Below are 26,507 nucleotides of genomic sequence, written 5' to 3' on the forward strand. Positions count from 1 at the left end.
AGCGAGGCCATAGTGCGGGCACGGATTGTCATCGTCGAGGACGAGCCCGATCTCCGGGACGCGGTCGCCGAGTATCTCGGCGCCAACGGCTACGATGTGACCCAGGCCGGAAGCGCGGCCGAGGCGCGCGCCTTGCTGGAGACGGAATCGTTTCATTTGGCCATTCTCGACATCGCCATGCCGGGCGAGGACGGACTGTCGCTCGGCCGCTGGCTGCGCTCGAAAATACCGGTCGGCATCATCTATGCCACGGCCGCCGGCACCGCACTCGACCGCATTGTCGGGCTGGAGCTTGGCGCCGACGACTACATCGTCAAGCCCTACGAGTTGCGTGAGGTGCTGGCTCGTGTGCGCAGCGTGCTGCGCCGCGTTCCGCAGCCGAGCCCGCCCCAGGCGGCGAAGACACAAGCCGAGGGCGGCCGCCGCCTGACCTTCGGCCCGTTCCAGGCCGACCTCGACGGCAGGCTTGTCACCGGCGCCAACGGCGCCGTCATCGACATGGCCAAGAGCGAGTTCGATGTGCTGGAGGTTTTCCTGACCCGCGCCAACCGGCTGTTGACGCGATCGGCGATCTCCGAGGCGATTGGTTTTGTCGAGGATCCTGAATCGTCGCGCGCCGTCGACATTCGCATCATGCGGCTGCGCAAGAAGATCGAAACCGATCCGGCCAATCCGAAATTTTTGCGCACAGTGCGCGGCGAAGGCTATATCTTCTCGCTGCCGACCGGTGACGGGCACTAGAGCAATTACAGGAAAAGTGTACGCGGTTTCCGCCCGGAATTGTGTGAAAACAAAGAGATAGAGGCTTCTCCGTTTCCGTGAAACGGTGAAGCGCTTTAGCAATTCCAGGAACAGTGCGTAGCGATTTTCCGTTCGGGATTGCATTGAAACATGGAGCGTTTCACCTTTTTCGTGAAATGCTCCATAGCTGCCTAATTCGACGGCCCTTTACTGATGGCTGACATGACCGCTGAACCAGCACCACGCATGGACCCGCAAGGCGCTCGCCAGAGCGCCGCGATGGCGGCTGTGCGCGTCGTCCGCCGGTTGCGCGATGCCGGCGACTGGCAGCGCGAGATGGAAACCATCCTCGAAACGCTCTGCAGCGCCATGAATTGCCAGCGCGGCATCCTGTTCAGGCTGCGCGAATTGCCCGGCCAGGGCTTCGCCCAATCGGTCGCCGCCTACTGGATCGATCCTCGCTTCGGCGGCGAACTGGCTTCGCCGACGGTGATCATGCAGTCGATCGTCGATACCGATCCGCTGCTGGAGCGGATTGGAGAGGACGAGCGGCAAGGCAAGATCTTCGCCGGCCATACGCGCGATCTCGACGGGTTCCTCAGGGCCGATTTCGAAAAGCAGCACATCAAGTCGTTCCTGTCGGTATCGGTGTTCGCGCACGGTCATCTGTGGGGCACGTTCGCGGTCAATGACTGCCTAAACGAGCGCGAATGGACCGAAGAGGAAGAGGCGACGATGCACATCATCGCGCTCGCCATCGGCGACGCCATCGAGCACTCGCCGTCCGACGCCCATGCCAGCGAAGTCATCCGCCGCACCATGCTGCAGGCGTCGCTCGACGCCATCATCGTCATCGACGAGACCGGCTCGATCATCGAATTCAATCCGGCCGCCGAAAAGATGTTCGGCTATCAGCGCAGCGACATCCTCGGCAAGGACCTGCTCGATACCGTGGTGCCGGAATATTACCGCAAGGGCTATGTCTCGGGCGCCGAATACATGTCTGGCCGCGGCGCGCCGATGGTTGGCCAACGGCTTGAGACCGTGACACAGAATGCGGCCGGCGAGGTGTTTCCCATCGAATTGACGGCGACCGAGATGCGGGTGGCTGACCGTCAGCTCATCTTCGGTTCGATCCGCGATCTGCGCGATAAGCTGCGCGCCGAAGAAGAGATCAACCGCCAGCGCGAAAAACTGCACCAGAACGAGAAGATGGCGGCGATGGGTTCACTGCTGGCCGGTGTTTCGCACGAGCTCAACAACCCGCTCGCCGTGGTCGTTGCGCAGTCGACGCTGCTGCATGAATTCGCCACCGACCCGCAGACCAAGGTTCGCGCCGAGAAAGTGCGCGCCGCTGCCGAGCGCTGCGGCCGCATCGTCAAAAGCTTCCTGTCGATGGTGCGCCTGCATCCGGCGGCGCAGGCCGAGACCGATCTCAACCAGGTGATCCGCGCCGCACTCGAAGTAACCGCCTATGGCGCACGCTCGAGCGGCATCATCATCGACACCGATTTCGCGCCCGGCCCGCTGCTGGCGATGGCCGATGCCGACCACGTCACGCAGGTGGCCGCCAATTTCCTGATCAACAGCCAACACGCTCTGGCCGGTATCGGCGGCGACCGCCTGATCAAGGTGCGGACATTCCGCAGCGATCGCGGCAACCCCGGGTTTTCGGTCGAGGACAACGGACCGGGCATTCCCGAGGCGATCCGCAGCCGCATCTTCGAATCCTATTTCACCACCAAGCCGGTCGGCGTCGGCACCGGCATCGGCCTGTCGATCTCGAAATCGATCGTCGAGCGCCACAACGGCAATATCTGGTTCGAGGAGGTGCTGCCGCGTGGCGCGCGCTTCGTCGTCCAGCTGCCGGTAATCACCGGCGGCGCGGCAGCAGCCGGCGACAGCCCGGCTCGTTCCAGCGGCTTGCGCCATGCGCTGATCATCGACGACGAACCCGACGTCGCCGGCTCCCTCTCCGACATCCTGGAACTGATGGGTATCAAGTCGCGGGTCGTGCCGGCCTGGACGTCGGCGGCGGCGACCTTGACCGGCCACATGCCGCCAGACATCGTCTTTTCCGACTTGCGCATGCCCGGCACCAGCGGCATTGCCATCTACCGCGAATTGCTCGCCGACAACCTGGCGCTGGCCAAACGCTTCGTGCTGGTCACCGGCGACCTGATCGGCGCCAAGGCCGAGATCGAAGCCTTGCCGGCGCCGCAGCGCCCGCAAATCCTGGAAAAGCCGTTCTCGACGCTGGACGTCCGCGGCGTACTCTCGGCAATAGCCGACCAGGTCGCCGCCGCCGGCTAAGTTTTCGGAAGCACCCATGTAGGGTCTATCGAGATTCGGGTCAGGCCGAGTCGAGAATGGTGGTTCCCGAGAACCGGAGCGGAGCGTACTTGAAGTACGCGAGCACCGGAAGCGCAGGGAACCTCCATGCGCAGGCCGGCCTCACCCGAATATCGATAGGCCCTAAAAAAGAGGCTCCCGACCGAGGGAAGCGGCGGGAGCCAAGAACGAGCGCGGGAGGAAGCGCTCGGGAGGTTCAGAAAACGTTGGGTGTCGTGGTCAGCGGCGCTGCGTTGGCGATCATGCGGACGGAACGCGCCTTGTGCACGCCGGACTGGGCGGCGATGACGCGCAGGCACTCCGCGCTCTCGGCGCCCCAGGCCTGACCCTGGCAGGCAAAATCGATTTCCGGCTCCGGCAGCCGGGCGGTCTTGATGGTGGTCGGCGCGCCCTGGACAACATTGGCCGGCGGGTTGAGCGAAGCAAAAGCCGGACCGGAAGCCGGTGTCAGGAACATGACGGCCAGAGCGCAGGCGCCCAGCATGGAGAACATCGCAACCGGATGGTCGCTGGCGCGCTGACGCAGTGCCAGTTTGGCGCGTCGTTCGTTGCTAGTGATCTCGACTTTCGTATGCATTGCTGCTCCCCTTCGTTTTCTTATGAAACGAACCTAAGCGCGCCTGGTAACGGGCGAATGATGCGCTTGGCTTGCCCGCGTAACAGGTTTGAAACAAGAAATTCGGGCATATCCGGACAGATCCGGTCATGTGCCGACGGCAAGATGCGTTTGCGAAGCTGTTTCATCCGGGCAATCAAATGTTGACGACAGGCGGGCCGCGAACGCACCAAGCCCGCTTCCTGTCGGCCGCACTATGAACAAGCTCACACTGCGGATCGAATTTGCGGACGCCAGGTATTTTCGTCTCGGAGCGGGCCGTGTTTGCAAGCTCGGCACGGCCAAATCCGCATGCCGGACAGCTATTTCACGCCCCCGGTTAACGCCCGGATATTCCGGGATTTTCTGGCTTTCAGCTGGTCCTGTTGTGCCGACTTGAAAAGTTGTGATTTCTACAAGCCATTGCATTTCAATGTAAAATATGGTTTTATTGAATGAGTATTCAATAAAAGAAGAGCTTTTTTATGAACCCGCATCTCCGTGACGTGGCGATCCCCAATGATTGGGACCGGCGGGGTCTGCCGGGCTGGAGTTATCACTCCGACGCGCTTCTCGAACTTGAGAAGGAATACGTCTTCCGCAACCATTGGCAGATCGCCGGCCATGTCTGCGACGTGCCGAATGCCGGCGACTATCTGACTATGGACGTGGTCGGCGAGCGGGCGCTCATCGTGCGCGGCAAGGACGGCGTCGTGCGCGCCTTCAACAACATGTGCCGGCATCGCGGCAGCCGCGTCGTCGCCGACAGCCAGGGCACCTGCAAGAACGCGCTGGTCTGCCCGTTCCATGGCTGGGTCTACAATCTCGACGGCACGCTGCGCGGCGCCGCCCGGCCGCGCTCCTTCCCCGAGCTCGACAAGACCGAATTCGGCCTGATGCCGCTCGACCTTGAGATATGGATGGGCTTCATCTTTGTCCGCTTTCGCAAGGGCGGCCCGCAGCCTTCGGTGGCCGAACTGTTGAAGCCGATCGAGGCCGAGATGGCACACTACAACGTGGCCGAGATGGTGCCGTCCTGGGGCATCTGGACACAGAAAACGCCGGTCAACTGGAAGTCGGTGCGCGACGTCGACAATGAAGGCTACCACGTCGCCATGGCGCATCCGGCGCTGCAGGATCTCTACGGCTCGACCTATTTCGACGAGCCGTTCATCAACGGCGTGTCGCGCTCGTTTGCCACCTACAATCCGCATGCCGGCCGGCGCTGGAGCGTGCGCGAATACATCAAGCTCACGCCCGATGCCTCACACCTGCCGGAGCATCTGCGCAGGGCCTGGATCTATTACGGCATCTTCCCCAACAACGCGCTGTCGATCATGCCGGAATCGGTGCAGTTCTATCAGGAGTTCCCGCTGTCGACCGGCGAGACGCTGCTGCGCGGCGCCATCTACCGCTACCCCGACGAGACCCGGGAACAGGCGGCCGCCCGCTATCTCGCCTACCGCATCGACCGCGATACCATGAACGAGGACGTGCAGCTTTCCGTCTGGTCAAACGAGTCCATGATCTCGGAGGCCTTCGAGGGTTTTTATCTCTCCGACCTCGAATACGGTGTGCGGACCCACCACGACCATCTGCGCAAGCAGATCCCGGTGCTGGGCCTGGAGACGGCGCCGGAGGAGAAGGACATGTGGAACCTCAATGAGGCTATGCGCTCGCAGGTGTAGGGGCGGAACTGCCAGTCACCCCTGCCACACGCCCTCTTTGCGCAGATCATCCATGGTCCGCGAAATGCCTTCGCGCAGGATCGCCACCATGTCGTCGATCTGCTCTCGCGTGATGATCAGCGGCGGCGACATCACGCACATGTTGATCAGCGGCCGGACCAGGAGGCCGAGTTCGTGGCAATGCGCGTCGATGCGCTTGCCGACATCCTTGTCGAGCTGCAGCGGATCCTTGCTTTCGCGGTCGGCTACGCACTCGACGCAGCCCATCAGGCCCATGCCGCGGACTTCGCCAACCAGCGGCAGTTCCTCCAGCGTCTTCAACTGCGCCTGGAAATAGGGCGCGACATCGCGCGTGTGGGCCAGCACGCTGTCTTCCAGGATATCGAGGTTCTTCAGCGCCACCGCGCAGCCGATGGGATGACTGGTATAGGTCAGGCCATGGCCGAACATCGCATCGGGATGGTTGGAACGGCGCATTTCCTGAAGCAGCCGCTCCGAGATGATGACGCCGCCAAGCGGGAAATAGCCTGATGTAACGCCCTTGGCGAAGGTGATCATGTCGGGGTCGATGCCGAAGCCATCGCCGGAGGCAAAGACATGGCCGAGCCGCCCGAAGCCGGTCACCACCTCATCGGAGATATAGAGGATATCGTTGTCCCTGCAGATTTCGCGAATGCGCTTGAGATAGCCATCCGGCGGCACGACGACGCCGCCGGATGCCTGCACCGGTTCGCCGACGAAAGCACCGATCTTCTCTGCGCCGACGCGGGCGACCGTATCGCGAAACTGATCGACCAGGAAATCGCAGAAGGCGGCGATGTCAATGCCTTTCGGCCGCCGGAACGGGTCTGGCGAGGACAGTTTGACGACCAGATCGTCGGCGCCGTCCATCCAGTCGCGGTCGCGCGGCCGGCCGTTGAGCGAGGCCGACAGATAGGTCGAGCCGTGATAGGCGCCGCCGCGGCTGAGGATCAGCTTCTTTTCCGGCCGCCCGCGCACATTGTTGTAGAACTGCATGAAGCGCAGCGCCGTCTCGACAGCCGACGATCCGCCGGTGGTGAAGAAGGTATGGCTGAGATCGCCCGGCGCATGATCGGCGAGGCGCTTGGCGAGCTCGGCCGACGGCGCATTCATCGTATACCAGGGCGTGTTGTAGGACAGCATCATCGCCTGGTCGTACATCACCCTGGCCAGCTCCTCGCGGCGGTGGCCGACATTGATGCACCACATGCCGGCCGGCCCGTCGATCAGTCGCTTGCCTGTTACATCGGTGATGTAGATGCCATCGCCCTCGCCAATCAGCGCACGCGCTTCATTGCCGACCGAGCCGGCATAAGGCCAGGGCTGGATGAGATGGCGCTTGGCCAGCTCGACCGCATCGCCACCGTCAGCCATTTCCATCGCTCTTAGGTCTCTTGCAGCCGCCATCATTGCCTCGCATCGTCTGAGCGTAATTTCACCGGACAGAAAGCGAAGCGCCAAGGGCAGGAAAGCCGGCTTTCTTCACTTCATTTTGAATGTCCGTTCAATCAATATTGCAGAAATAGCGCTTGATTTCAATGCACGGATGCGCTCATGATGAAAGAAAGCCGGCAAGCTTGGAGCGCAACCAGCAAAGCGCGCTCCGCAAAAATTGGGAACAGGCAGCCGGCCCGGTCAATGGGAGCATCATGGCGGAACAGTTCGAGCCAGCAACCGAGATCACGCCCGGGTCGCTGCAATGACGGTAGCTGCCGAAGGGGTGCCCACGCGACGCATGACGCGAGCAAGGCGAAACGCCCTTCTGCAGTCCGAATCCGTCCAGGGCCTTGCCCTGATCAGCCCGACCTTGGTCTACGCTTTGATCCTGCTGCTGGTGCCGATCCTGGTGGTCTTCGCCCACTCCTTCTGGACGCAGAACTACCTCACCATCGACCACACATTCACGCTGGAGAACTATCGCATCGCGCTGACCGAGCCGATCTACCGCGATCTTCTGTGGCGCTCGCTCTACATTTCCCTGACGGTGAGCTTTTTCACCGTCATCCTCGCCTATCCGATCGCCTATTTCATCTCGTTCCATGGCGGTCGCCACAAGAGCCTGTGGCTGTTCCTGATTACCATCCCGTTCTGGACCAGCTATCTCCTGCGCGTGATGTCATGGAAAGTCATCCTCGGCTATAATGGCGTGCTGAATTCCGGCCTGATGGGCCTCGGCATCATCGACGAACCATCGACCGCGCTACTCTACAATTCCAGCGCCGTCATCATCACGCTCACACACGCCTGGGCGGCCTTCGCCATCCTGCCGATCTTCGTTTCGCTCGAGAAGGTCGACCGCACCTTGGTCGAGGCTGCCACCGATCTTGGCGACGGCCCGCTGCGCTCCTTCCTGCGCGTGACGCTGCCGCTGTCGGCGCCGGGCGTCATCTCGGCCGCTCTCATCGTCATGATCCCCACTGTCGGCGACTACGTCACCCCAAAGCTGGTCGGCGGCAAGGATGGCGTGATGATCGCCAATGCCATCGAGTCGCAGTTCCATAAGGCCTCCAACTGGCCACTCGGCGCGGCATTGTCCGTGACCACCATGCTGGTCGTGACGCTGATGGCGGGCGCCACCGTGCTCATCATCCGCGCGCTGCAGAGGCTGGCGCGATGACGGCGAGGCGGCGCCTTTTCCCCGGCGGCTGGCTGTCCGCCTACGCCCTCCTCTACGTCGTCTTTCTCTATCTGCCGGTGATCTTCCTGCCGATCTTCTCGATCAACACCGCGCCGACGCCAAAATTTCCTCTCACCGGCTATACGCTGAAATGGTACCAAGACCTGCCGAAGACGCCGGCGCTGCTTGACGCCGCCTGGAACAGCCTGATCGTCGGTATCTCGGCATCGGTGCTGTCGACGCTGCTCGGCATCCTCGCCGCCCGCTCGATCACCCGCTACCGCTATCCCGGCCGCCGCACAATCAATGGCCTGATCATGGCGCCGCTGGTGCTGCCGGAAATCATCCTCGCCATCTCCATGCTGCTGGTCATGCTGCAGTTAGGCCTGAGCCTGTCGCTGTTCACCGTCGTGCTCGGCCATGTCCTGATCTGCATTCCCTATTCGATGACGGTGCTGACCGCCGGCTTCGAGGGCTTCGACCGCAGCCTCGAAGAAGCCTCCGCCGATCTCGGCGAGAGTGCCTTCGGCACCTTACGGCGGGTGACGCTGCCGATGGTGGCGCCGGCGATCATTTCCAGCCTCCTGGTCTGCTTCACCATCTCGCTCGACGAGTTCGTCATCGCTTTCTTCCTGACCGGCACCGAGACGACGCTGCCGATCTATATCTGGGGCCAGTTGCGCTTTGCCGCCAAGCTGCCGGGTGTGTTGGCGCTGGGCACGCTGCTGCTGGTTGCCTCTTTCGGTTTGATGACTGTTGCCGAGATCCTGCGCCGCCATGCGGCCAGACGCACCCAGAGCGAGGGAGGCCTCTATGCCTGAGCAGTCCCGGGCCGAACGGCCTCAGGATGAGCCATCCAAGCAAGATAAGTCCGAGCGGGCCCAATCTGATCGACCCCAAACCGACCGAGCAATGATCGAAATCCGCAGCGTTTCCCGCAGCTATGGGGCGTTCAAGGCGCTCGACGACGCCTCGCTGACAATCAAGGAGGGCGAGTTCTTTTCGCTGCTCGGCCCTTCCGGCTGCGGCAAGACCACGCTGCTGCGCATGATTGCCGGTTTCGACAACCCGACCAGCGGCTCGATCTCGGTCGGCGGCCAGTCGATGGAAGGCATCCCCGCCAACCGCCGGCCGACTAACATGGTATTCCAGAGTTATGCCATCTTCCCGCATCTCAATGTCGAGCAGAATGTCGCCTATGGGCTGAAACGGCTCAGGCTGGGAGGAAGGGAAGAAAAGCGCCGCGTCGAGGAAGGGCTGGCGCAGGTGTCGCTCACCGGCCTCGGCAAACGCCTCGCCACCGAGCTTTCCGGAGGCCAGCGCCAGCGCGTGGCGCTCGCCCGCGCCTTGGTGATGCGGCCCAAGGTGCTGCTGCTCGACGAGCCGCTGTCGGCTCTCGACAAGAAATTGCGCGAGCAGATGCAGGTCGAACTGCGCCGCCTGCAGCAGGCGGTCGGCATCACCTTCGTGCTGGTCACCCATGACCAGTATGAGGCGCTCGCTATGTCCGATCGCATCGCCGTAATGTTCGGCGGCAAGATCGCCCAGGTCGCCTCGCCCAAGGAAATTTACCAGCGGCCGGTCAACCGCCAGGTCGCCGACTTCCTCGGCGGCATGAATTTCGTAAAAGCTGAGATCGTCGAGGAGAATGCCGCCTCGCTGGTCGTCGACACGCTGGGCTTCGGCCGCGTCCGGACCGACAAGCCGAAAGCTTTCGTGCGCAATGGCGGCGGCGCCACGCTGGGCATCAGGCCGGAGCGATTGCGCGTGCTGTGGGACAATGCGACGGCGAAATTCGAAGTGGCTGGCAAGGTGGTCGAACGCCACTATTTTGGCGAGATCACCCATCTCATCGTCGAGATACCCGGATTGGAAAAGCCACTGTCGGTCACCGAGACCAACGACTTCGGCGCCGACGATATCCCCGTCGGCACTTCGATCCGCCTCGGCTACGATCCGGAGGCCCTGGTGGCGATGGCGGACTGAGCATGATCCCGAAAAGTGGGAACCGATTTTCGGAATAAGATCATGCTCCACTAAGAATTTTAAGTTCCGTCGCGATCTGTTTGGCTGCGATCCGCCCCATCACGATGGCGCCTTCGACATAGCCCGGGAATGACGGCGACAGTTCCGACGATGCGAAATGAACAGGATCTGCGCCGGCACGGATCGTGCGCTCGGCATCCCGTGCCGTCACATCGACAATAAGGTCGCTGTAGGCGCCGCCGCTCCAGCGGTCATCGATCCAGTCGCGCTGGCTGAAATCGACAATGTCGGCCGCCTCCGGGCCAAGGGCATCAACGAGCCTTGCCGTGACCTCCGCACGCAACGCCGCGTCCGCGAGCGGACGCCAATGCAAGGCCAGCGGTCCGCCGACGAAGACGACCAGCGCAGCATGTTGCGCATCCTTGCTGGCGTCACAGGCGAACAGGCCCGGCAGGTCGCGCCACATCACCATGCCGCACAGGTCGCGCTTGCGCCAGAACGGCGTGGGATAGCGCACCAGGATCTTGATCACCGCACCGCTTTCCCAGACGCCGAGCGCCTTTGCGAGAGCGGGCGGCAGAGCGGGCGCGAAATCCAGCTTCGCGGCCCTCGCCGGCGGCAGCGCGACCAGCACTCTTCGCGCTTCGATGGCGCTGCCTGCCGAGACGGCACGAACCCCTTGCGGCCCGTGCTCGATGCGCGTAACCGGCTCGTTCAGCCGAACGCTATCGCCGAGATCTCCCGCCATGTCCTCGGCCAGCGACTGCATGGTTTCGAGCAGCGAATATTGCAGCTCGGGCACCTCGTTGGTGATGCGGCGGTCATTGTCGATGAGGTACCACAGCGGCACCTTGTCCATCGCCAGGCACCACAGGCCTTCGATCATCGAGCGGAAAGCCGTCTTGGCGTCAGTGGGATCATGCTGGCATTCGAGCCAGGCGGCAGCGCTCATGCCGGCGATCGAGGGATCGTCCGGCTCGATCGCATTCATCCGCTCGCGGATTGCCATCGCGCCATGATAGGTCCGTTCGGCCTCTTCGACCGACAGCGATGGATGGGTGATGAAATCGCCATTCACATAGGTTTCGACGAAGGCCTTGCCACGGGACGCGGCCAGCGCCGTCACCTCCGGCATGTCTTCGCAGAAAAACTGGCCGCCGCTGTCGATGCGCTCGCCAAGCCCGTTGCGAATAGCCTCGACCCTGCCGCCGACGCGGTCGCGTGCTTCGAGCAGCACGACATCGATGCCGGCCTTTCTCAGCTCAAGCGCAGCCGACAGGCCCGTGAAACCGGCGCCGACGATGACGACATCGGTTCTTTCAGTCCTGTCGCTCAATAGCCGGCCTTGATCTTCTCGAATTCCGTGACCATGCGCTGCTTGAGCTCAGGCGGCACCGGCTGCTGGAACAGCGTCTTGTCCAAAAACTTGTCGAGATTGTCGAAGCCACGGTCGCTCAGCACCTGATGGTCTACCGCGGCCATCCCGGCGCTGTTGCCGTGGCCGTAGCCGAAGGTCTTGACCAAGTAATCGGAAACGGCATGCGCGTTGACCGCACTGAGGAAATCATAGGCCTGATCGAGCTTGCCCGGCGCATCCTTCATCAGCACATAGCCGCACACCCAGGTGGATATGCCTTCCCTGGTGTCGCGGTTCATGGCGATCGGCATGCCTTGGCCCTTGAGCGTCACGAAGGTCTCATTCCAGCCCCAGACGAGGTCGACCTCATTGCCGGTAAAGGCCTGGTTGAGGTCGGTGTCGTCGGTCCAGTAAAAGCGGATGTTCTTGTGGACGTCACGCAGGAACGCGGACGCCTCCTGGAACTGCGCGTCGGTCATCTTGGTCCAGTCCTTGAGGCCGATGACCAGGCTGGCCAGCGCATAGGCGTCATCGACATTGTCGCCGATGGTGACGCGGCCCTTGAATTTGGGATCGGCGAAAATCTTCAGCGACTGCGCTTCCTCCGCCGTGACCTTGTCGGTGCGGTAGAGCAGCGAAGTGTTGCCCCAGTCGAACGGCATGAACCAGGCCTTGCCGTCGGCGGTGACGGCGAGATCCTTCATCGCCATGATGCCGGGATTGAGATCCTGCCAGCCGGCGATCCGGGAGGTGTCGAGCGGCTGCAGAATGCCGGCCGCGCGCCACTTGGTCACGCTTTGCGAGCAGGGGTGGGCGATGTCGGCCTTGAAGCCGGCGCGCATCTTCTGGAACGCTTCCTCCTCGTCGCCGAAGAAAGCAAAGGTCGGCTCGGCGCCGTATTTGGCGGTGTAGTCGGGGTGCAGCAACGGATCCTCATAACCCGACCAGTCGAACACGACGAGGTCTCCGCCGCCTTCGGCATAAGCAAGCACGGCGCCTGCGCCGACCGTAAGGGCGGCAGCAAGAGCAAGGCGGCGAAGCATGGAATTCATGGCGCGAAACTCCTCATCGCGAAAAGCGGCCGGGCGACGTTACGGAATTTCAGCGGCCTTGGCGAGACCGTCTGCCCGGCGCACTGACAGGCAGACGGAGGAAGCCGGACAGAGCTTTAGTACCCCGCCTTGATCTTCTCGAATTCGGCGATCATCTTGAGCTTGAGCGACGACGGCACGGGCGATTGGAACAGGGTCTTGTCGACGAATCTCTGCACATCGTCATAGCCCTTTTCTTTCAGGATCGCCGGGTCGACGCCGGCCATGCCCTTGGCGTTGGCCTGGCCATAACCCCAGTCCTTGACCAGCACCTTGGCGGTCTCGGGATCGTTGATCGCGTTGAGGTAGTCATAGGCCTTGTCGACATTGCCGGGTGCGTCCTTGAACAGCACGTAGCCGCAGACCCAGGTCGAGATGCCTTCGTCCGTATCCTTCTTGGACTTGATCGGCACACCGGCAGCGACGGATTGTACCGTGGCATCGTTCCATGCCCAGGCGAGATCGACCTCGCCGCCGCTCAGCAACTGGACGACGTCCGTGGTATCGGTCCAGTAGGAGCGGACATTCTTGTGCACCTGGCGCAGGAAGTCGGACGCCTGCTTGAACTGGTCGTCCGTCATCTTGGTCCAGTCCTTGAGCCCCATGGCAAGGCTGGCCAGCGCATAGGCGTCGTCGACATTGTCGCCGATCGAGACCCGCCCCTTGAACTTGGGATCGGCGAAGGCCTTCAGCGACTGCACATCCTTCGCGTCGATCTTGTCGGAGTTGTAGGTGAGCTGGGTGTTGCCCCAGTCCCACGGCATGAACCAGGCCTTGCCGTCCGAAGTGGTGGCCAGATCCTTCATCGCCATGATGCCGGGATTGAGATCCTTCCAGCCGGTGATCTTCGAGGTGTCGAGCGGCTGCAGCAGCCCCGCCTCGCGCCACTTTGTCACGCTCTGCGAGCAGGGATGACCAAGATCGGCCTTGAAGCCGGAGCGCACTTTTTCGAAGGCTTCGTCCTCGTCGCCGAAGAAGGCGAAGGTCGGCGAGTCGCCGTTCTTCTCGACATATTTGGGGTGGAAGCTCGGGTCCTCATAGCCGGACCAGTCGAACACGATCAGGTCCTTGTCGGCGGCGACCGCAATCGCCGCGGCCGAACCAGCCAGCGTCGCCGTCAGCGCCAATGTCAGTGTCAGGCGTCGGGCTATTCTTTTCATGCTGTTCCATCCTCTTTGTTTCTGATTGTTCGCTCCGGCTTGGATCCGCCGGTTGTTGTCAACGTCCGCTGTCCGGCGGGTAGTGCTTCGGAAAGGCGGCCGACAGGAATTCGTTTGCCGCCTGTAGCGCGCTTTCACGGGTGACGTCCTCGGTCCCCATCATCAGCCGCAGCCACAAGCCCTCCAGCATGGCGCTGAGCGCCAGCGCCATGCCCTGCGGCTCATAGGCGTAACCACCGCCCTGCTTGAGCGTGGCACAGAGGTCGATGAAGATCTTCTGGTAGGCCGCGTCGCGCGCGCCGCACAGCGCCTGGTAGGTCGGCCGCGACTTGGCCTCGCCCCAGAACGCGCACCACGCCGCGAGCTTGCGCTTGTTGCAGATCGAACGGTCGAAATCGGCGGCGACCAGCGCCCGCAGCTGCCGGGCTGGATCCTCGCCGGCCTTGGTCAGCGCGACGCGCCAATGCGCCGCATATTCGTCGGCCATATAGGCCAGCGTGGCGACGAGCAGCTTCTCCTTGCTCTCGAAATGGAAGTTGACGATGCCGCGCGACAGGCCGGCGCCGTCAGCGACATCGGCCATCGTCGTTTCCGAATAACCGCGCTTGGCCAGCGAATCGATGGTCGCTTCGATCAGCTGCTGTTGCCTGACCTCCTTCGACGCCTTGCGGCCGCGTTTTTCCGGCTCGGTTTTTCCAGACGTGTCGGAGGATCGCTCTTCGCGCGCTGCAGCTTTCATCGGTGCCGTCATGCTCCACATTGCCGGCTATCCCACCACAGCCGGCTTCCACCCGCGAAGATGAGTGGGACGGTGCTCGCCACTGTCAAGCACCTTCTGCATGGCTTCCCAGGTCTTGATGTTCTTGTCGACATAGGCCGCTCCGACCGCGACTGCCGCCGTCTCGTAGAGCGGGCCTTTCAGCCTTTCCAGCTCGCCGCGTGCGACCTCGCGGTACCAAGAATTGCGGTCCTTCACAGTGACATCGGCAAAGCCGGCGCTGCGCATCGCTCGCGCATAGCGTGCCGGCGAGGCCATGGCGAAGGACAGGCCTTCGGCCGCGACATAGGCCTTCATCTCAGATGACGGCTCGCCGTCATGGCCGATCAGCCAGTCGGAGGCGGCAAGGACGCCGCCCGGCTTCAGCACGCGGAAGATTTCCACAAACAGCGCGTCCTTGTCGGACACGTGCACCAGCGCATCCTTGGAGAAGACGACATCGAACGAAGCGTCGGCAAAAGGCAGCGGCCCCGGCGGCGCCTGGACGAAGCTGGCGCGGTCTGAAAGCCCTCGTGCAGCGGCATGCTTTCTGGCCGCCTCGATCACCGGCCGCTCGATGTCGAAGCCGGTGGCATGAGCAGCACCGTGGCGCTCCACCAGATGCAGCGCGATGCCGCCGGAGCCGCAGCCGATGTCGAGGATCGTCTTGCCCCTGAGCGACAGCCCTTCGACCACCCGGTCGACCTCGTCGGGTCCGCCCGGCGACAGATAACCCTCGCCCCACAGCGCCTCGAGGAAGCGGATCGCGGCAGCGTCATATTCCGGCTCGCCATCTGCCGTTTCGATCATCAGACCTTAAGTCCCATCAGCCGAATTGCGCAGGTTCGAATGCCGGCAAAGCGTAGCGTATTAACAGGAAAACGCAATATCATTTGTTGAACATTCATTCAGAATGGCTGGACAGAATAGCCGCTGCCGTGCCAAATTCCGCGCATTCGGCGACAAATCACGCGAAAATGAAGGGTCGAGCACCATGAAGGCTGGGCGCGAATGAAAGCTTGGGATGCGATCGTCATCGGCGGCGGACACAACGGCCTGGTCAACGCCAGCTATTTGCAACGCGCCGGGCTCGACGTGCTGGTGGTGGAAAAGAACGACTGGGTCGGCGGCGCCGCTACCAGCCGCGAGCTAACGCCGGGCTTCCTGTACTCCAACTGCTCCTATGTCTGCTCGCTGTTTCGCCCCGAAATCATGCGCGACCTCGAACTGCCGCGCTTCGGCTTGCAGGTGATTTCCTATGAGGGCGGCGCCGTGTTCACGCGCGATGGCGACTACCTCGCCAACTACCGTGACCACGATGCGCACCGGCGCGAATTTGCCCGCTTCTCCAGGCGCGACGCCGAGGCCTATGACCGTTATTCGCGCGACGTGACGCGGCAGTGCCGCTTCATCCAGCCGCTGCTGATGCGCACCGCACCGGACCCGACCAGTCTCAAGCCGCGTGACCTCGGAGAGCTTCTCTATCTCGGCAAGAAATTCGCCGGCCTGTCATCAGAAGAAATGGCGCTGACGCTGCGCTTCTGGACCATGTCGATCTCGGAATTCCTCGACGAATATTTTGAGACCGATGTCATCAAGGCGAACTTCGCTTTGTCCGGCATCATCGGTACCGCGCTCGGGCCGATGTCGCCCGGCACAGCCTACGTGCTGCTGCACCATTATATGGGTGAGGTCGACGGCTCGGTCGGCGCCTGGGGCTATGCGCGCGGCGGCATGGGCGCCGTCGCCAAGGCGCTCGCCGGTTCCTTCAAGGCGTCCGGCGGCACCATCCGTACCGGCGCCGAGGTCGACCATGTGCTGGTGAGCCGAGGCAAGGCCAAGGGCGTGGTGCTGGCTGGCGGCGAGGAGATTTACGGCAAGCTCGTCGTCTCCAACGCCGACGTCAAACGCACATTCCTGAAACTGGTCGAGGAGAAGGAACTGCCCGACATTTTCCTGCGGCGGGTCAGGAACTTCAAGATCCGCGGCTCCTCCGGCAAGGTCAACATCGCGTTGGATTCTCTGCCGGAATTCCCGGCACTGCCGAAGGATTCACCCGTTTATCGCGGCGACATGCATTTCACCGATTCCATGGAGCGCATGGAGCGCGCCTATGACGACTGGAAGGCCGGTCGCTGGTCGGCCGACCCATTCCTCGACATGGTCATCCCAACGACGCTCGACCCGACCATGGCGCCGCCGGGCAAGCATTTTATGAGCTGCTTCGTGCAGTACGCGCCGCCCAAGGTGAATGGCCAGGACTGGACCGATGCCGACCGCGACGGTTTCGCTGAAAGCGTGGTCGCGCAGATCGCGGAATACTCGCCGGGCTTCCGCGACCGCATCGTCCACATGGAGGTTCGCACGCCGCGCGAGATCGAAGCCGAGGTCGGCCTCACCGAAGGCAACATCTTTCAGGGCGAGCTGACCTTCGACCAGTTGCTGTTCAACCGGCCGGTGCCGGGCTACGCACAATACCGCTCGCCGGTCGGCGGGCTCTATATGTGCGGCTCCTCGACCCATCCCGGCGGCGGCGTCATGGGCGCACCCGGCCGCAATGCAGCAGCCGAGATCCTGCGCGACCTCGCCAAATCGACCTCCCATATGAGCGCGGCCCATGACGTCATTTGATGCCATCATCATAGGCGGCGGCCATAACGGCCTTGTCGCTGCCGCCACTCTGGCCAAGGCCGGCCGCAAGGTGCTGGTGTTGGAAGCCGGGACCGAAGTCGGCGGGGCCGCGCGCACCGAAGAGTTCGCCCCTGGCTTTCGCGTCTCCTCGATCGCCCATGTGCTGAACCGTCTGCATCCCGACGTGGTAAAGACATTGGAGCTGGAGAAACACGGGCTGCAGGTCACCCGCGCAGACTTCATGCCGTCGGTCGCCTTGGCGAAGGACGGCCCGCCGCTTGTCCTGCATGGCGCCTATGGCGAAGTGCTGACCGGCTCCACTCCGTCCGAGCAGTCCGACTGGAAGGAATTGCGCGCGCAACTCATGCGCTACGCCGGCATCCTGAAACCGTTCCTGTCGCGGCGCCCGCCCGATCTCGGTGGCATGTCCCTGCTTGAAACCGCAGCGCTCGGCCAGACGGCCGTGGCGCTGAAAAAGCTCGGCAAGGAAGACATGCGCGACTTCCTGCGCGTTCTCCTGATGAACGTCGCCGACCTGCTCGACGAGCAGCTTGCCGATATCAGGCTGAAGGGCCTGCTTGCCTTCGACGCCACGCTTGGTAGCCACCTCGGCCCGCGTTCGCCGACCTCCCTGCTCGGCCTCTACTATCGGCTGGCCGGCGAGACCGGCGGCAAAACCGGCGCGCAGATGCTGCCGAAAGGTGGGATGGGTGCAGTCGTCGCCGCGATCGGCGCGGCGGCGGAGAAAGCCGGCGTCACCATCCGCACGGCAGCGCCCGTGGCCAGAATAGTCGTCGAAAAAGGGCGCGCCCTCGGCGTGACCCTCGACGGCGGCGAGGTGCTGCACGCCAGAACGATCGTCTCCGCCATCAACCCGGCGACGACCATGCTCGATCTCGTCGGCCCGCGCGAGATCGACACGGGTTTCGTGCGCAAGGTAAAGAACATCCGCATGAGGGGCGACGCGGCGAAGCTCCATCTGGCGCTCGAACGGCAACCGCAATTTTCCGGCGTCGGCGCCGATAATCACAAGGGCCGTCTGGTCATCGCGCCCTCGGCCGACCATGTCGAGCGCGCGTTCAACCCGTCAAAATATGGCGAGTTCTCAGCCGAACCGGTGATGGAGATCACACTACCCTCGCTCTCCGACCCGTCGCTCGCGCCAAGCGGCGCCTGCGTGCTCTCGGCGATCGTGCAATACGCGCCTTATGCGCTGAAAGAGGGTTGGGATGCCGGCAAGCCGAAATTCCTCAAGGCTGTTATGGCGCAGCTCGAAGCCTACGCCCCCGGTATCGGCAAGTCCGTGCTGCATGCCGAGCTTTTGACGCCAGCCGATATCGAAGCCAACTACCGCATGCCGGGGGGCCATTGGCACCACGGCGAATTGCAGGCCGACCAGATGTTGATGTCGCGGCCCGTCTCCGGCTGGTCGGGCTACGACACGCCGATCGAGGGGCTGTTCCTGGCCGGCGCCGGTTCGCATCCGGGCGGCGGCGTTTCGGGTGCTCCCGGTTTGAATGCGGCGCGGCGCATCAGCGCGATGAAGGGATGATCGGATGTTTCAGCCAGTCAACGCCGCACTTTACGGCGAAGGAATGCCGTCATGACGAGTCCGATCAACAACGCCGCCCGCACCACAGCGCAGTCGCATTTCCGCACACTGCGTCTCGGCACGCCGTTCCAGCCGCGCATCGATGCGCTGGCCAAAACTCAGGACTGGTACAATTGGGCCGGCTATCGCGCGCCGCATTCGCTGTGGGACGAGGAACTCGAATATTTCGCCATCCGCAGCCAGGCGGCTTTGTTCGACATCTCGCCGATGACCAAATACCGCATCGAGGGGCCGGATGCCGAAGCCTTCCTCGATCGCGTCACGCTGCGCGATGTCACCAAGCTGAAACCGGGCCGCGTCCACTACACCGCATGGTGCGACGACGAAGGTTTTGTCCTCGATGACGGCACGCTGTTCCGGCTGTCGCCGACCCGCTTCCGCCTGTGTTCGCAGGAGCGGCACCTGCCCTGGCTGCTCGACAGCGCCATCGGTTTCGAAGTGACCGTCGAGGAAGAGACTGAAAGCGTCGCTGGTCTCGCTCTGCAAGGCCCAACCTCCTTCGCCGTGCTGCACGAGGCGGGTTTCGCCGGCGTTGAAAAACTCAAAGTGTTCGATCTCGCCGAATTCCCGCACGATGGCGGCACTATCACCATCTCGCGCACCGGCTTCACCGGCGATCTCGGCTACGAACTGTTCATGCCGGCCGAAAAAGCGCTCAGCCTCTGGGACCGCCTGATGACGGCAGGCGAGCTGCGCGGCATCCGCGCCATCGGCTACGCCGCCCTCAATCGCGCCCGGCTGGAAGCCGGCCTGATCGTCGCCAATGCCGACTTCACCACCGCAGACCATGCCATTCGCGCCGACCGTCTGCGCATGCCGGACGAGATCGGTCTCGGCTTTATGGTCGACCTGGGAAAAGGCCATTTCAATGGCCGCCGCGCCATCCTCGAAGCCCGTGCCAAACGCAAGCTGCTTTACGTGCTGGTCGGGCTGGAGATCGAAGGCAACATCCCGGCCGAACACGCCATCGTCTATCACAAGAAGCATCAGGAGGTCGGGCTGGTCAGCGCCGCCATGTGGTCGCCGATGGCCAAGCGCAATATCGCCATCGCCTCGCTGACGCGTCCCTATGGTGATAGGATGGTGGAAGACCTCTGGGTCGAGATCTACGCCATGCGCGAGTTGCAGTACCAGAAGCTGATGAAGCGGGCCAAGGTGGTGGCCCGTCCCTTCATCAAGCTCGACCGCCGCACCGCCAATCCGCCGGCGGATTTCTGATCATGGCCGACGAACCGGATGATGGGGCGGAAGCCGCCGAACAGTGGCAGCTGGTCAACACGCCGCTCGGCGAAAAATGGTCGGGTCGCGCCCGCTATGCCGCCGCCATGTACTTCTACAAGCGCGGCGAGATGAGCGCCGAGACGCTCGAAGTCTACCGCATCTGCGCGCGGCTGGACTGGGAGAACCCGTTGCCGATGATCAGGGATCGCGGCGGCCAGGATTGGCTGAAGCGCATGGGCGCTTAAGCCTCAGCCTATGGTTCTTTCGAGAACGCTCAGCCAGTTGCGATAGGCGATCTTCTCGATCAACGCGCGTCCGAAACCGCGCGCGGCCAGCGCATCTATCAGCTTCGGCAAGCCGGCAACGTCGCCGATGACGGCCGGAATCATCGCCCCGTCGAAATCGGAGCCGAGACCGACGCCGTCCTCGCCCAGCGCCTGCAGCAGCGAGTCGACATGGCGCACCATGATGTCGAGGCTGGTGTCCGAATTCATCCGTCCGTCTTCACGCAGGAAGCCGGTGGCGAAGTTGAGCCCGACCATGCCGCCGGTCTCGCGGATAGCGCCGAGCTGCCAGTCCGTCAGGTTGCGCGAATGGGTGCACAGCGCATGCACGTTGGAATGGGTGGCGACCAGCGGCGCATCGCTGAGTGCGGCGACATCGCGAAAGCCTTTTTCGTTGAGATGTGACAGGTCGACCATGATCTTGAGCTGATTGCAGGCCTTGACCAGCGCCTTGCCGGCATCGGTCAGCCCCGGTCCGGTATCGGGCGACGACGGAAAGCGGAACGGGACGCCATGGCCGAAGGCGTTGGGTCGGCTCCAGACAATGCCGAGCGAGCGCAGGCCGGCTTCGTAGAGCACGTCGAGCAAGGTAAGTTCGGGATCGATCGCCTCGACGCCTTCGATGTGAAACACCGCCGCGATCGAACCTTTCGCCATCGCCTCGCGAATGTCACCGGCACTGCGGCAGACGGTCAGCGCCCCCGCTCGCTCCAGCCGAAACAGGATCGAGGCCATGCCGATGGTGGAATTGAGCGCATCAGCGCGTGGCAGTTCCGGCGGCAATGGCTCATTGTCGCTCGGCGCCGGCGGCACCGCAGAGCGTTTGCTCTTCTCTACCGGCGGCGGGAAGATCGCGAACATGCCGCCGGCAAAGCCGCCCTTCTTGGCGCGCGGCAGATCTATATGACCGCCCTGCGTCCCCTCGATGAACAGCTTTTCGACGTCGGTGTCTTTCGACTGGTACAGTCGCAGCAGCGTGTCGTTGTGGCCGTCGAAGACGGGGACGAGATCGGATTCGGTCATCAGGAAGCCATTCGGTCAGTTGGCAGGAGCGGACGAACCGCAGCGAACTGTGTACTTAGGCAAGAAGGCCGAACTGCGCAAATGCCAGAGAGGTGTTCGCTCTTGTGGCTGAGCGACTCCGACCACCTGCCGGGTCCCCGCTGCTTCGCAGCGTCCCGGCGTTCGCCGGCCTTTCATCGTGCCACCGGCACGATGAATTCGCCTTCGGCGACCGGCAACTCACCCCACAAGGGGAGAAGGGAAAAAGGTCTATTGCTTCAGCACATCCGCCCATTCCGGATGGCGGCGGAACTGGGCGTTGGCGAAGGGGCAGAGCGGGATGATCTTCTTGCCCACTGCCCGCGCGTCCTCGACGGCGCGTGTGACAAGCCGAAGGCCGGCGCCCTGGCCGCGAAACACGTCCGGCACTTCGGTGTGATCGATGATGATCTGGTGCTCGCCGATCTTGGTGAAGGTCATTTCCGCCTCGGCGCCACCGGGCCCGCGCAGGACATAACGTCCCTTCGAGCCGCGGTCCTCGAGTTCGATCTCAGGTAACTGGTCAGGCATCGCTTGCTCCTTCAACCGGCGCATCGGCAAAAAGCCGCTTCGCCGCTTCGATCTCGTTGGGCCGAATTTCGTGGCCGCCATCGTGCCACTCCACTGTGACATCGGCGCCATCGGCACGCAAACAGGCTTCCAGCCGCGACGTCAGGTTGGGCGGGCAAATCGGATCGCGTTTGCCGGCGGTGACCAGGATGCGGCGTCCGGCAAGGCTGCCCTGCACCTGCGGTTCGAACGGGATCAGCGGGTGCATCAGCACCGCCGCATCGAACAGCTCGGGCGCGGCGAACATTACCGACGCCAGGATGTTGGCGCCGTTGGAATAGCCGAGACCCAAGACCGAAGATGGTCTTGCCGCCGCCACCTGCGCCTTGATGAAACCGGCCATCTTGGCGGTCGCCCGCGCGAGGTCGTCCATGTCGTAGACGCCCTCGCCGGTGCGGCGGAAGAAACGCGCCGCACCATGCTCGGAAACATCGCCGCGCGGCGATACGATCGTCGCCTGTGGCGCGAGGTCGCGCCCGAGCGACAGCAGCTGGCTCTCGTCCGCGCCGGTGCCGTGAAAGACGAAGAGCAGCGGGCCGCCGGGCGAACCCGGCAGCGCCTTATGGATGTAAGCTTCCTTGCTCATCGTCTCAGCCTTCCAGCTTCTGCAGATGTTCTTCAAGATAGGGCCGCAGATGCTGGTGCTGCGTCGGCAGTTTCAGCGCCTCGCCGAGATGGGCGGTGTCCTCGTCGCGGTCGAAGCCCGGCTCATTGGTGGCGACTTCGAACAGCACGCCGCCCGGCGTTCGGAAGTAGATCGCCCAGAAATAGTCGCGGTCGATCACCGGCGTCACACCATAACCCGTATCGATCAGCGCCTTGCGCACTTCGAGCTGCTGGGCGCGGTTCTCCACCGAGAAGGCGACATGGTGGACCGAGCCGGCGCCGAGATTGGCAAAGGCCGCGGTAGGCAGCGATTCGATATCGACGACATCAGCGCCGTTGCCGTTCTTGATGGCGAGCCGGCTGACACTGCCGGACTTGTCCACTTGCTCATAGCCCATGAACTTCAACAGCTCTTCCGTGGCGCCACCATCCTTCAATCTGAGCGAGACCGAGTGGAAGCCGCGTATCGCCTCATCAGCAGGAATGCCGCCTTTCAACCATGGCGCGCGGCTGTCCGCTTTGTCTTCGACCAGCGCGAAACCGTCGCCGTCGGGACCGGCGAAGGCCAGCCGCTTCTCGCCGAACGTCTCTTCGCGGGAGACACCCGCAACGCCTTCATCGGCGAAGCGCTTTTCCCAATAGCCGAGCGTGCCGGCCGGCACCGAATAGGCCGTGGTACCGACTTCCCCGACGCCATGGCGGCCCCTGGCAATGTCCGGGAACGGAAAATAGGTCATCACCGAGCCGGGCGTACCGTGCTCGTCACCATAATAGAGGTGATAGACATCTGGCGCGTCGAAGTTGACGGTCTTCTTGACCCGGCGCAGGCCGAGCTTGTGCGTGAAGAAATCATTGTTCTGGCGCGCATCGCCGGCCATCGACGTCACGTGATGCAGGCCCTTGATCTGGTCGAGCATTGTCTTGCTCCTTCCCTTCGGTTTGCGGCTCTTGCCGCTGTCCACGCCTATATGAGTGGCCGCCCGGCAATGGCAAAGGCGGCAAACTCAGAATGGACTGTATCCTAATAGTGAACAGCAGGAAATTTTCGTTCACCATTTAAGCAAGACTGACAGGCTTGCGCTGCCGCCAAATTCCGGTTCATTGAACGTCTTCCCGACGTGACAGGATAGAGCATTGGCCGCGAAAAGCAGACGCCCGAACATCCTATTGATCTCCTGCGACCAATGGCGGGGCGATTGCCTGTCGGCTGCCGGCCATCCCGTGGTGAAGACGCCGAATGCCGATGCGCTCGCCGCCGAAGGCGTCCTTTTCATGCGGCATTACGGCGGCGCGGCGCCCTGCTCGCCGGCCCGCGCGTGCCTCTACACCGGCCTCTACCAGATGAACAATCGCGTCTGCCGCAACGGCACGCCGCTCGACGCCCGCCATGGCAACATGGCGCTTTCGGCACGCGCCCTCGGCTATGATCCGACTTTGTTCGGCTACACCGACGTCTCGCCCGATCCGCGCACGATGGCGCCGGGCGATCCCCGGCTGAAAAGCTATGAGGGCGTGCTGCCCGGCTTCAGCGTTCGCCGGTTCCTTCCTGAGCATCAGAAACCATGGCTGTCATGGCTGAAGGCACGTGGCGTCGACACCAGCGCCGGCTCTCCCGGCATTCACCGCCCCGTGGGCGGGGAAGCGGGCGACGCCGTGACCAGCGCGCCGCCTGTCTATTCCAGGGACGAGACGCCGACCGCTTTTCTTGCCGGCGAATTCATTCGCTGGCTGGACGAACAGGATGCGCCATGGTTCGCGCATGTCTCCTTCATCAGCCCGCATCCGCCCTTTGTCGTACCGCAGCCCTACAACACGCTGTATGATCCGGCGGACGGACCGCCCTTCCGCCGTGCCGAGACTTGGCAGGCTGAGGCGCAAAGGCATCCCTATGTGGCTTACGACCTTGGTCGCCAGAAGCGGAGAAGCTTTCGCCCCGGCACCGACGGCCACGTGCGCGACTGGGGCGACGACAACATCCGGGCCATCCGCGCGATCTATTACGGCATGATCTCGGAGGTCGACGCGCAGCTTGGCCGCATCTGGCAAGCGATCAAGACGGCGAATGCATGGGATGACACCATCATCGTGCTGACTTCGGACCACGCCGAGATGATGGGCGACCATTTCATGCTGGGCAAAGGCGGCTTCTTCGACGGCAGCTATCACATCCCATTGATCGTGCGCGACCCACGACGCGGCAATGCAGCCGGCTCGACCGTCAACCACTTCACCGAGGCCGTCGACATCTTCCCGACCTTGCTCGATCTGCTGGACGCCGACGCCCAGCTGCATCTCGACGGCCGCTCGCTAAAACCGTTCCTGCAAGATGAACCGCCTAAGGATTGGCGCGACGCGGCGCATTGGGAGTTCGACTTCCGCTCGATTGCCAGCGGTGAGGCCGAACGGCATTTCGGCATCGGCTCGCGCCAGTGCAACCTCGCCGTCATCCGTACGGAAAAATTCAAATACGTGCATTTCGGCGGCGGCCTGCCGCCGCTGCTCTTCGACATGCAGAAGGATCCGGGCGAACTGGCCAACGTTGCCGCCGACCCGGCCTATCTCAGCGTGCGGCTTGAATTTGCCGAGCGACTGCTTGCCTGGCGCGCCGAGCATCTTGACCAGTCGTTGGCGCTTGCAGAGCTGACGGACGAAGGGGTGGTGGATATGTGGTAGGCAGTAGGCAGTAGGCAGTAGGCAGTAGAATGTTCTGGCGGCCTGATTGCCTCGTCACTCGGTTTCGCCTACTGCCCAATCCCTACTGCCTATTCCCTTACTGTACCATCATCCGCTGCTGGTCGCGCTTCTCGGCATAGCTGCCCTTGTCATACGCAGCCTGCGCCTGCAGCTGCTCCTTGGTGAAGTTGGTGTAGAGATATTTGTTGCCGTCCTTGTCGGTCATGAATTTGAGCTTGTCCATGCCGACCGCGACCTCCTTGGCGCCGATGCCTAGAAAGCCGCCGACATCGATGATGACGGCATCCGGCTTGCTGTCGGGCGTGAGCACGACGTCGCCGATCTCGCCGACCTTGGCGTCGTTGGCGCCATAGACGGTGGTGCCCTTCAGGTCGTCGCCTCTGATGTTGCCGACCGGCATTTCGGTCAGTGTCGACTTGTCGATCGCTGCCGTTTGCGTCGGATCGGTGGCTTTTGTACCGGCCGGAGCTTCCGCGGTCTTGTCCGCTGGCTGAGCATTGTCAGCCGGTGCAACGGCCGTCGGGGCAGCGGGAGCAGTCGGCTGCGTTGCGTCGGAGGTTGTCGTCACCGGCGCCGGATCATAGGGCTTGCGGTCGAAATCAGGCTGCGCCTGCAGTTCCTCCTTGGTGGTCTGCGCCACCAGCCAGCGATCGCCGTTCTTTTCGGCCCACTGCGCCTTGGCGAAATCATAGGTGACATTCTTTTCACCCATGCCAAGGAAGCCGCCGACGCCGATCACCAGCGACTGCGCCTTGCCATCCTTGGTCAGCACGATGTCGTTGACGTCGCCGATATTCTGGGCATCGTCGCCAGTGCCATTGTAGACATTCTCGCCGATGATGTTGGTTGCGAGATTGCCGTCAGCGCGTTTCACCGCCGGTTCTGACGGCGCGGCGTTGAGATCAACCGGCTTCTGCGGGTCGTTCTGCGCCGTGGAAGCAGTGGCCGGGGCCGGATCGTAGGGCTTGCGGTCGAAATCGGGCAGCGCCGTCAACGCTTCTTTCGTCGTCTCGGCGACGAGCCAGCGGTCACCATTCCTCTCGACCCATTGCAACTTGCCGTAGTCGAAGGCGACGTTCTTGCTGCCTATGCCGAGGAAGCCGCCAACGCCGATAATGGCGGATTTCGCCTGGCCGTTTTCATCGAGGACGACGTCGCTGACGTCACCGATCTTCTGCGCATCGTCGCCAGTGCCATTGTAGACGGACTCGCCGATGATATTGGTCATCAGCGCGCCGTCGGCCTGTTGCGGCGCCGGCGCGATGGTAGCAGGGGCTTCAGCCGGCGCTGGGGTCGTCGCCGGGGCCGTCGTTGACTGCGCAAACGCACCGGTAGCGATCAGCGTTGCGAGTGCAGTCGTCGCGAACAGTGTGCGGATCATGATTAAGTCTCCTCTTGCGTGATCTCATGCGCGCCGCAATCGGCAAACCACTTGCCGGGAGACCGAAGGCGGCGCATCCAATGGGATCACAACGTTGTGACA

23 protein-coding genes are annotated in these 26,507 nt (G+C 62.9%); 11 read left to right on the forward strand and 12 right to left on the reverse strand.

Annotation, left to right across the window (positions count from 1 at the left end; all coding sequences use genetic code 11):
• Positions 1 to 12 precede the first annotated feature (12 nt).
• Together NKJ58_RS20070 and NKJ58_RS20075 are read left to right on the forward strand one after the other, a co-directional pair.
• On the forward strand, positions 13 to 741 hold the full coding sequence (locus NKJ58_RS20070; RefSeq protein ID WP_352520068.1) for a response regulator: 729 nt from the start codon (positions 13 to 15) through the stop codon (positions 739 to 741).
• A 222-nt stretch (positions 742 to 963) separates the two neighbouring features.
• Positions 964 to 3,054 (forward strand): hybrid sensor histidine kinase/response regulator, encoded by a 2,091-nt coding sequence (locus NKJ58_RS20075; protein WP_023670065.1) that lies wholly within the window; start codon positions 964 to 966, stop codon positions 3,052 to 3,054.
• Positions 3,055 to 3,289: 235 nt separating this feature from the next.
• On the opposite strand, the gene NKJ58_RS20080 is transcribed toward NKJ58_RS20075, so the two are convergent.
• On the reverse strand, positions 3,290 to 3,670 hold the full coding sequence (locus NKJ58_RS20080) for a hypothetical protein (protein ID WP_023670066.1): 381 nt from the start codon (positions 3,668 to 3,670) through the stop codon (positions 3,290 to 3,292).
• Between the two features lie 503 nt (positions 3,671 to 4,173).
• Between NKJ58_RS20080 and NKJ58_RS20085 the strand changes: the two genes are divergently transcribed.
• The gene (locus NKJ58_RS20085) at positions 4,174 to 5,376 is read left to right on the forward strand and encodes an aromatic ring-hydroxylating oxygenase subunit alpha (RefSeq protein ID WP_023696407.1); all 1,203 of its coding nucleotides are present in this window, start codon (positions 4,174 to 4,176) and stop codon (positions 5,374 to 5,376) included.
• Between the two features lie 15 nt (positions 5,377 to 5,391).
• Here the strand turns inward: NKJ58_RS20085 and NKJ58_RS20090 are convergent, their stop codons facing one another.
• Complete coding sequence (locus NKJ58_RS20090; protein WP_023670068.1) at positions 5,392 to 6,804, reverse strand: aminotransferase; 1,413 nt, start codon at positions 6,802 to 6,804, stop codon at positions 5,392 to 5,394.
• 292 nt (positions 6,805 to 7,096) lie between these two features.
• On the opposite strand from NKJ58_RS20090, the gene NKJ58_RS20095 reads away from it, so the two are divergent.
• From NKJ58_RS20095 to NKJ58_RS20105, 3 genes are all read left to right on the forward strand, one after another.
• Positions 7,097 to 8,014: an ABC transporter permease gene (locus NKJ58_RS20095; protein WP_023816431.1), complete on the forward strand. Its 918-nt coding sequence runs from the start codon at positions 7,097 to 7,099 to the stop codon at positions 8,012 to 8,014.
• On the forward strand, positions 8,011 to 8,835 hold the full coding sequence (locus NKJ58_RS20100; protein WP_352520067.1) for an ABC transporter permease: 825 nt from the start codon (positions 8,011 to 8,013) through the stop codon (positions 8,833 to 8,835). The genes NKJ58_RS20095 and NKJ58_RS20100 overlap by 4 nt, the downstream gene beginning before the upstream one ends.
• Positions 8,836 to 8,926: 91 nt before the next feature.
• On the forward strand, positions 8,927 to 10,000 hold the full coding sequence (locus tag NKJ58_RS20105) for an ABC transporter ATP-binding protein (protein ID WP_352520066.1): 1,074 nt from the start codon (positions 8,927 to 8,929) through the stop codon (positions 9,998 to 10,000).
• 40 nt (positions 10,001 to 10,040) lie between these two features.
• On the opposite strand, the gene NKJ58_RS20110 is transcribed toward NKJ58_RS20105, so the two are convergent.
• The 5 genes from NKJ58_RS20110 to NKJ58_RS20130 form a co-directional block, all read right to left on the reverse strand.
• Positions 10,041 to 11,336 (reverse strand): flavin monoamine oxidase family protein, encoded by a 1,296-nt coding sequence (locus tag NKJ58_RS20110; protein WP_023715004.1) that lies wholly within the window; start codon positions 11,334 to 11,336, stop codon positions 10,041 to 10,043.
• Complete coding sequence (locus NKJ58_RS20115; protein ID WP_023715005.1) at positions 11,333 to 12,409, reverse strand: extracellular solute-binding protein; 1,077 nt, start codon at positions 12,407 to 12,409, stop codon at positions 11,333 to 11,335. The genes NKJ58_RS20110 and NKJ58_RS20115 overlap by 4 nt, the downstream gene beginning before the upstream one ends.
• Positions 12,410 to 12,525: 116 nt before the next feature.
• On the reverse strand, positions 12,526 to 13,608 hold the full coding sequence (locus tag NKJ58_RS20120) for an ABC transporter substrate-binding protein (RefSeq protein ID WP_023696413.1): 1,083 nt from the start codon (positions 13,606 to 13,608) through the stop codon (positions 12,526 to 12,528).
• Between the two features lie 58 nt (positions 13,609 to 13,666).
• Positions 13,667 to 14,347 carry a transcriptional regulator BetI gene (gene betI / locus NKJ58_RS20125; protein ID WP_023715006.1) on the reverse strand — a complete coding sequence of 227 codons (681 nt, stop codon included), beginning with the start codon at positions 14,345 to 14,347 and terminating at the stop codon, positions 13,667 to 13,669.
• Between the two features lie 27 nt (positions 14,348 to 14,374).
• Entirely contained in the window at positions 14,375 to 15,175 is an 801-nt protein-coding gene (locus tag NKJ58_RS20130) for a class I SAM-dependent methyltransferase (RefSeq protein ID WP_352520065.1), read from the reverse strand.
• Positions 15,176 to 15,376: 201 nt separating this feature from the next.
• On the opposite strand from NKJ58_RS20130, the gene NKJ58_RS20135 reads away from it, so the two are divergent.
• From NKJ58_RS20135 to NKJ58_RS20150, 4 genes are read left to right on the forward strand one after another with little or no spacing between them, the layout of a single operon-like run.
• The gene (locus NKJ58_RS20135) at positions 15,377 to 16,996 is read left to right on the forward strand and encodes a phytoene desaturase family protein (RefSeq protein WP_023715009.1); all 1,620 of its coding nucleotides are present in this window, start codon (positions 15,377 to 15,379) and stop codon (positions 16,994 to 16,996) included.
• Positions 16,983 to 18,548 (forward strand): phytoene desaturase family protein, encoded by a 1,566-nt coding sequence (locus NKJ58_RS20140; protein WP_023715010.1) that lies wholly within the window; start codon positions 16,983 to 16,985, stop codon positions 18,546 to 18,548. The genes NKJ58_RS20135 and NKJ58_RS20140 overlap by 14 nt, the downstream gene beginning before the upstream one ends.
• Before the next feature lie 51 nt (positions 18,549 to 18,599).
• Complete coding sequence (locus NKJ58_RS20145; RefSeq protein WP_352520064.1) at positions 18,600 to 19,826, forward strand: aminomethyl transferase family protein; 1,227 nt, start codon at positions 18,600 to 18,602, stop codon at positions 19,824 to 19,826.
• 2 nt (positions 19,827 to 19,828) lie between these two features.
• Positions 19,829 to 20,074, forward strand: coding sequence for a hypothetical protein (locus NKJ58_RS20150; protein WP_023715012.1), 246 nt, complete (start codon positions 19,829 to 19,831; stop codon positions 20,072 to 20,074).
• Between the two features lie 3 nt (positions 20,075 to 20,077).
• Here NKJ58_RS20150 and NKJ58_RS20155 read toward each other — a convergent pair whose 3' ends face one another.
• The 4 genes from NKJ58_RS20155 to NKJ58_RS20170 all read right to left on the reverse strand — a co-directional run bounded on the left by NKJ58_RS20155 (position 20,078) and on the right by NKJ58_RS20170 (position 23,247).
• Positions 20,078 to 21,136: a dipeptidase gene (locus NKJ58_RS20155; protein ID WP_023715013.1), complete on the reverse strand. Its 1,059-nt coding sequence runs from the start codon at positions 21,134 to 21,136 to the stop codon at positions 20,078 to 20,080.
• Between the two features lie 249 nt (positions 21,137 to 21,385).
• Positions 21,386 to 21,685, reverse strand: coding sequence for a GNAT family N-acetyltransferase (locus tag NKJ58_RS20160; RefSeq protein WP_023715014.1), 300 nt, complete (start codon positions 21,683 to 21,685; stop codon positions 21,386 to 21,388).
• Entirely contained in the window at positions 21,678 to 22,310 is a 633-nt protein-coding gene (locus tag NKJ58_RS20165) for an alpha/beta hydrolase (protein ID WP_023715015.1), read from the reverse strand. The genes NKJ58_RS20160 and NKJ58_RS20165 overlap by 8 nt, the downstream gene beginning before the upstream one ends.
• Before the next feature lie 4 nt (positions 22,311 to 22,314).
• A complete protein-coding gene (locus NKJ58_RS20170) occupies positions 22,315 to 23,247 on the reverse strand; it encodes a VOC family protein (protein WP_023715016.1) in 933 nt (310 codons plus the stop codon).
• A 217-nt stretch (positions 23,248 to 23,464) separates the two neighbouring features.
• On the opposite strand from NKJ58_RS20170, the gene NKJ58_RS20175 reads away from it, so the two are divergent.
• Positions 23,465 to 25,003 (forward strand): alkaline phosphatase family protein, encoded by a 1,539-nt coding sequence (locus NKJ58_RS20175; RefSeq protein ID WP_031198020.1) that lies wholly within the window; start codon positions 23,465 to 23,467, stop codon positions 25,001 to 25,003.
• A 97-nt stretch (positions 25,004 to 25,100) separates the two neighbouring features.
• Here NKJ58_RS20175 and NKJ58_RS20180 read toward each other — a convergent pair whose 3' ends face one another.
• Positions 25,101 to 26,405, reverse strand: coding sequence for a PRC-barrel domain-containing protein (locus NKJ58_RS20180; protein ID WP_023706302.1), 1,305 nt, complete (start codon positions 26,403 to 26,405; stop codon positions 25,101 to 25,103).
• Positions 26,406 to 26,507 lie beyond the last annotated feature (102 nt).

Source organism: Mesorhizobium sp. M0139 (assembly GCF_040322455.1).
Lineage (GTDB): Bacteria > Pseudomonadota > Alphaproteobacteria > Rhizobiales > Rhizobiaceae > Mesorhizobium.

Coding starts and splice junctions, on each gene's coding strand:
- NKJ58_RS20155 (WP_023715013.1), bottom strand. CDS start 21,136: ATGACCGAATCCGATCTCGTCCCCGTCTTCGACGGCCACAACGACACG.
- NKJ58_RS20075 (WP_023670065.1), top strand. CDS start 964: ATGACCGCTGAACCAGCACCACGCATGGACCCGCAAGGCGCTCGCCAG.
- betI (WP_023715006.1), bottom strand. CDS start 14,347: ATGAAAGCTGCAGCGCGCGAAGAGCGATCCTCCGACACGTCTGGAAAA.
- NKJ58_RS20090 (WP_023670068.1), bottom strand. CDS start 6,804: ATGGCGGCTGCAAGAGACCTAAGAGCGATGGAAATGGCTGACGGTGGC.
- NKJ58_RS20085 (WP_023696407.1), top strand. CDS start 4,174: ATGAACCCGCATCTCCGTGACGTGGCGATCCCCAATGATTGGGACCGG.
- NKJ58_RS20130 (WP_352520065.1), bottom strand. CDS start 15,175: ATGATCGAAACGGCAGATGGCGAGCCGGAATATGACGCTGCCGCGATC.
- NKJ58_RS20165 (WP_023715015.1), bottom strand. CDS start 22,310: ATGAGCAAGGAAGCTTACATCCATAAGGCGCTGCCGGGTTCGCCCGGC.
- NKJ58_RS20160 (WP_023715014.1), bottom strand. CDS start 21,685: ATGCCTGACCAGTTACCTGAGATCGAACTCGAGGACCGCGGCTCGAAG.
- NKJ58_RS20170 (WP_023715016.1), bottom strand. CDS start 23,247: ATGCTCGACCAGATCAAGGGCCTGCATCACGTGACGTCGATGGCCGGC.
- NKJ58_RS20115 (WP_023715005.1), bottom strand. CDS start 12,409: ATGAATTCCATGCTTCGCCGCCTTGCTCTTGCTGCCGCCCTTACGGTC.
- NKJ58_RS20145 (WP_352520064.1), top strand. CDS start 18,600: ATGACGAGTCCGATCAACAACGCCGCCCGCACCACAGCGCAGTCGCAT.
- NKJ58_RS20135 (WP_023715009.1), top strand. CDS start 15,377: ATGAAAGCTTGGGATGCGATCGTCATCGGCGGCGGACACAACGGCCTG.
- NKJ58_RS20140 (WP_023715010.1), top strand. CDS start 16,983: ATGACGTCATTTGATGCCATCATCATAGGCGGCGGCCATAACGGCCTT.
- NKJ58_RS20180 (WP_023706302.1), bottom strand. CDS start 26,405: ATGATCCGCACACTGTTCGCGACGACTGCACTCGCAACGCTGATCGCT.
- NKJ58_RS20080 (WP_023670066.1), bottom strand. CDS start 3,670: ATGCATACGAAAGTCGAGATCACTAGCAACGAACGACGCGCCAAACTG.
- NKJ58_RS20120 (WP_023696413.1), bottom strand. CDS start 13,608: ATGAAAAGAATAGCCCGACGCCTGACACTGACATTGGCGCTGACGGCG.
- NKJ58_RS20100 (WP_352520067.1), top strand. CDS start 8,011: ATGACGGCGAGGCGGCGCCTTTTCCCCGGCGGCTGGCTGTCCGCCTAC.
- NKJ58_RS20095 (WP_023816431.1), top strand. CDS start 7,097: ATGACGGTAGCTGCCGAAGGGGTGCCCACGCGACGCATGACGCGAGCA.
- NKJ58_RS20150 (WP_023715012.1), top strand. CDS start 19,829: ATGGCCGACGAACCGGATGATGGGGCGGAAGCCGCCGAACAGTGGCAG.
- NKJ58_RS20105 (WP_352520066.1), top strand. CDS start 8,927: ATGATCGAAATCCGCAGCGTTTCCCGCAGCTATGGGGCGTTCAAGGCG.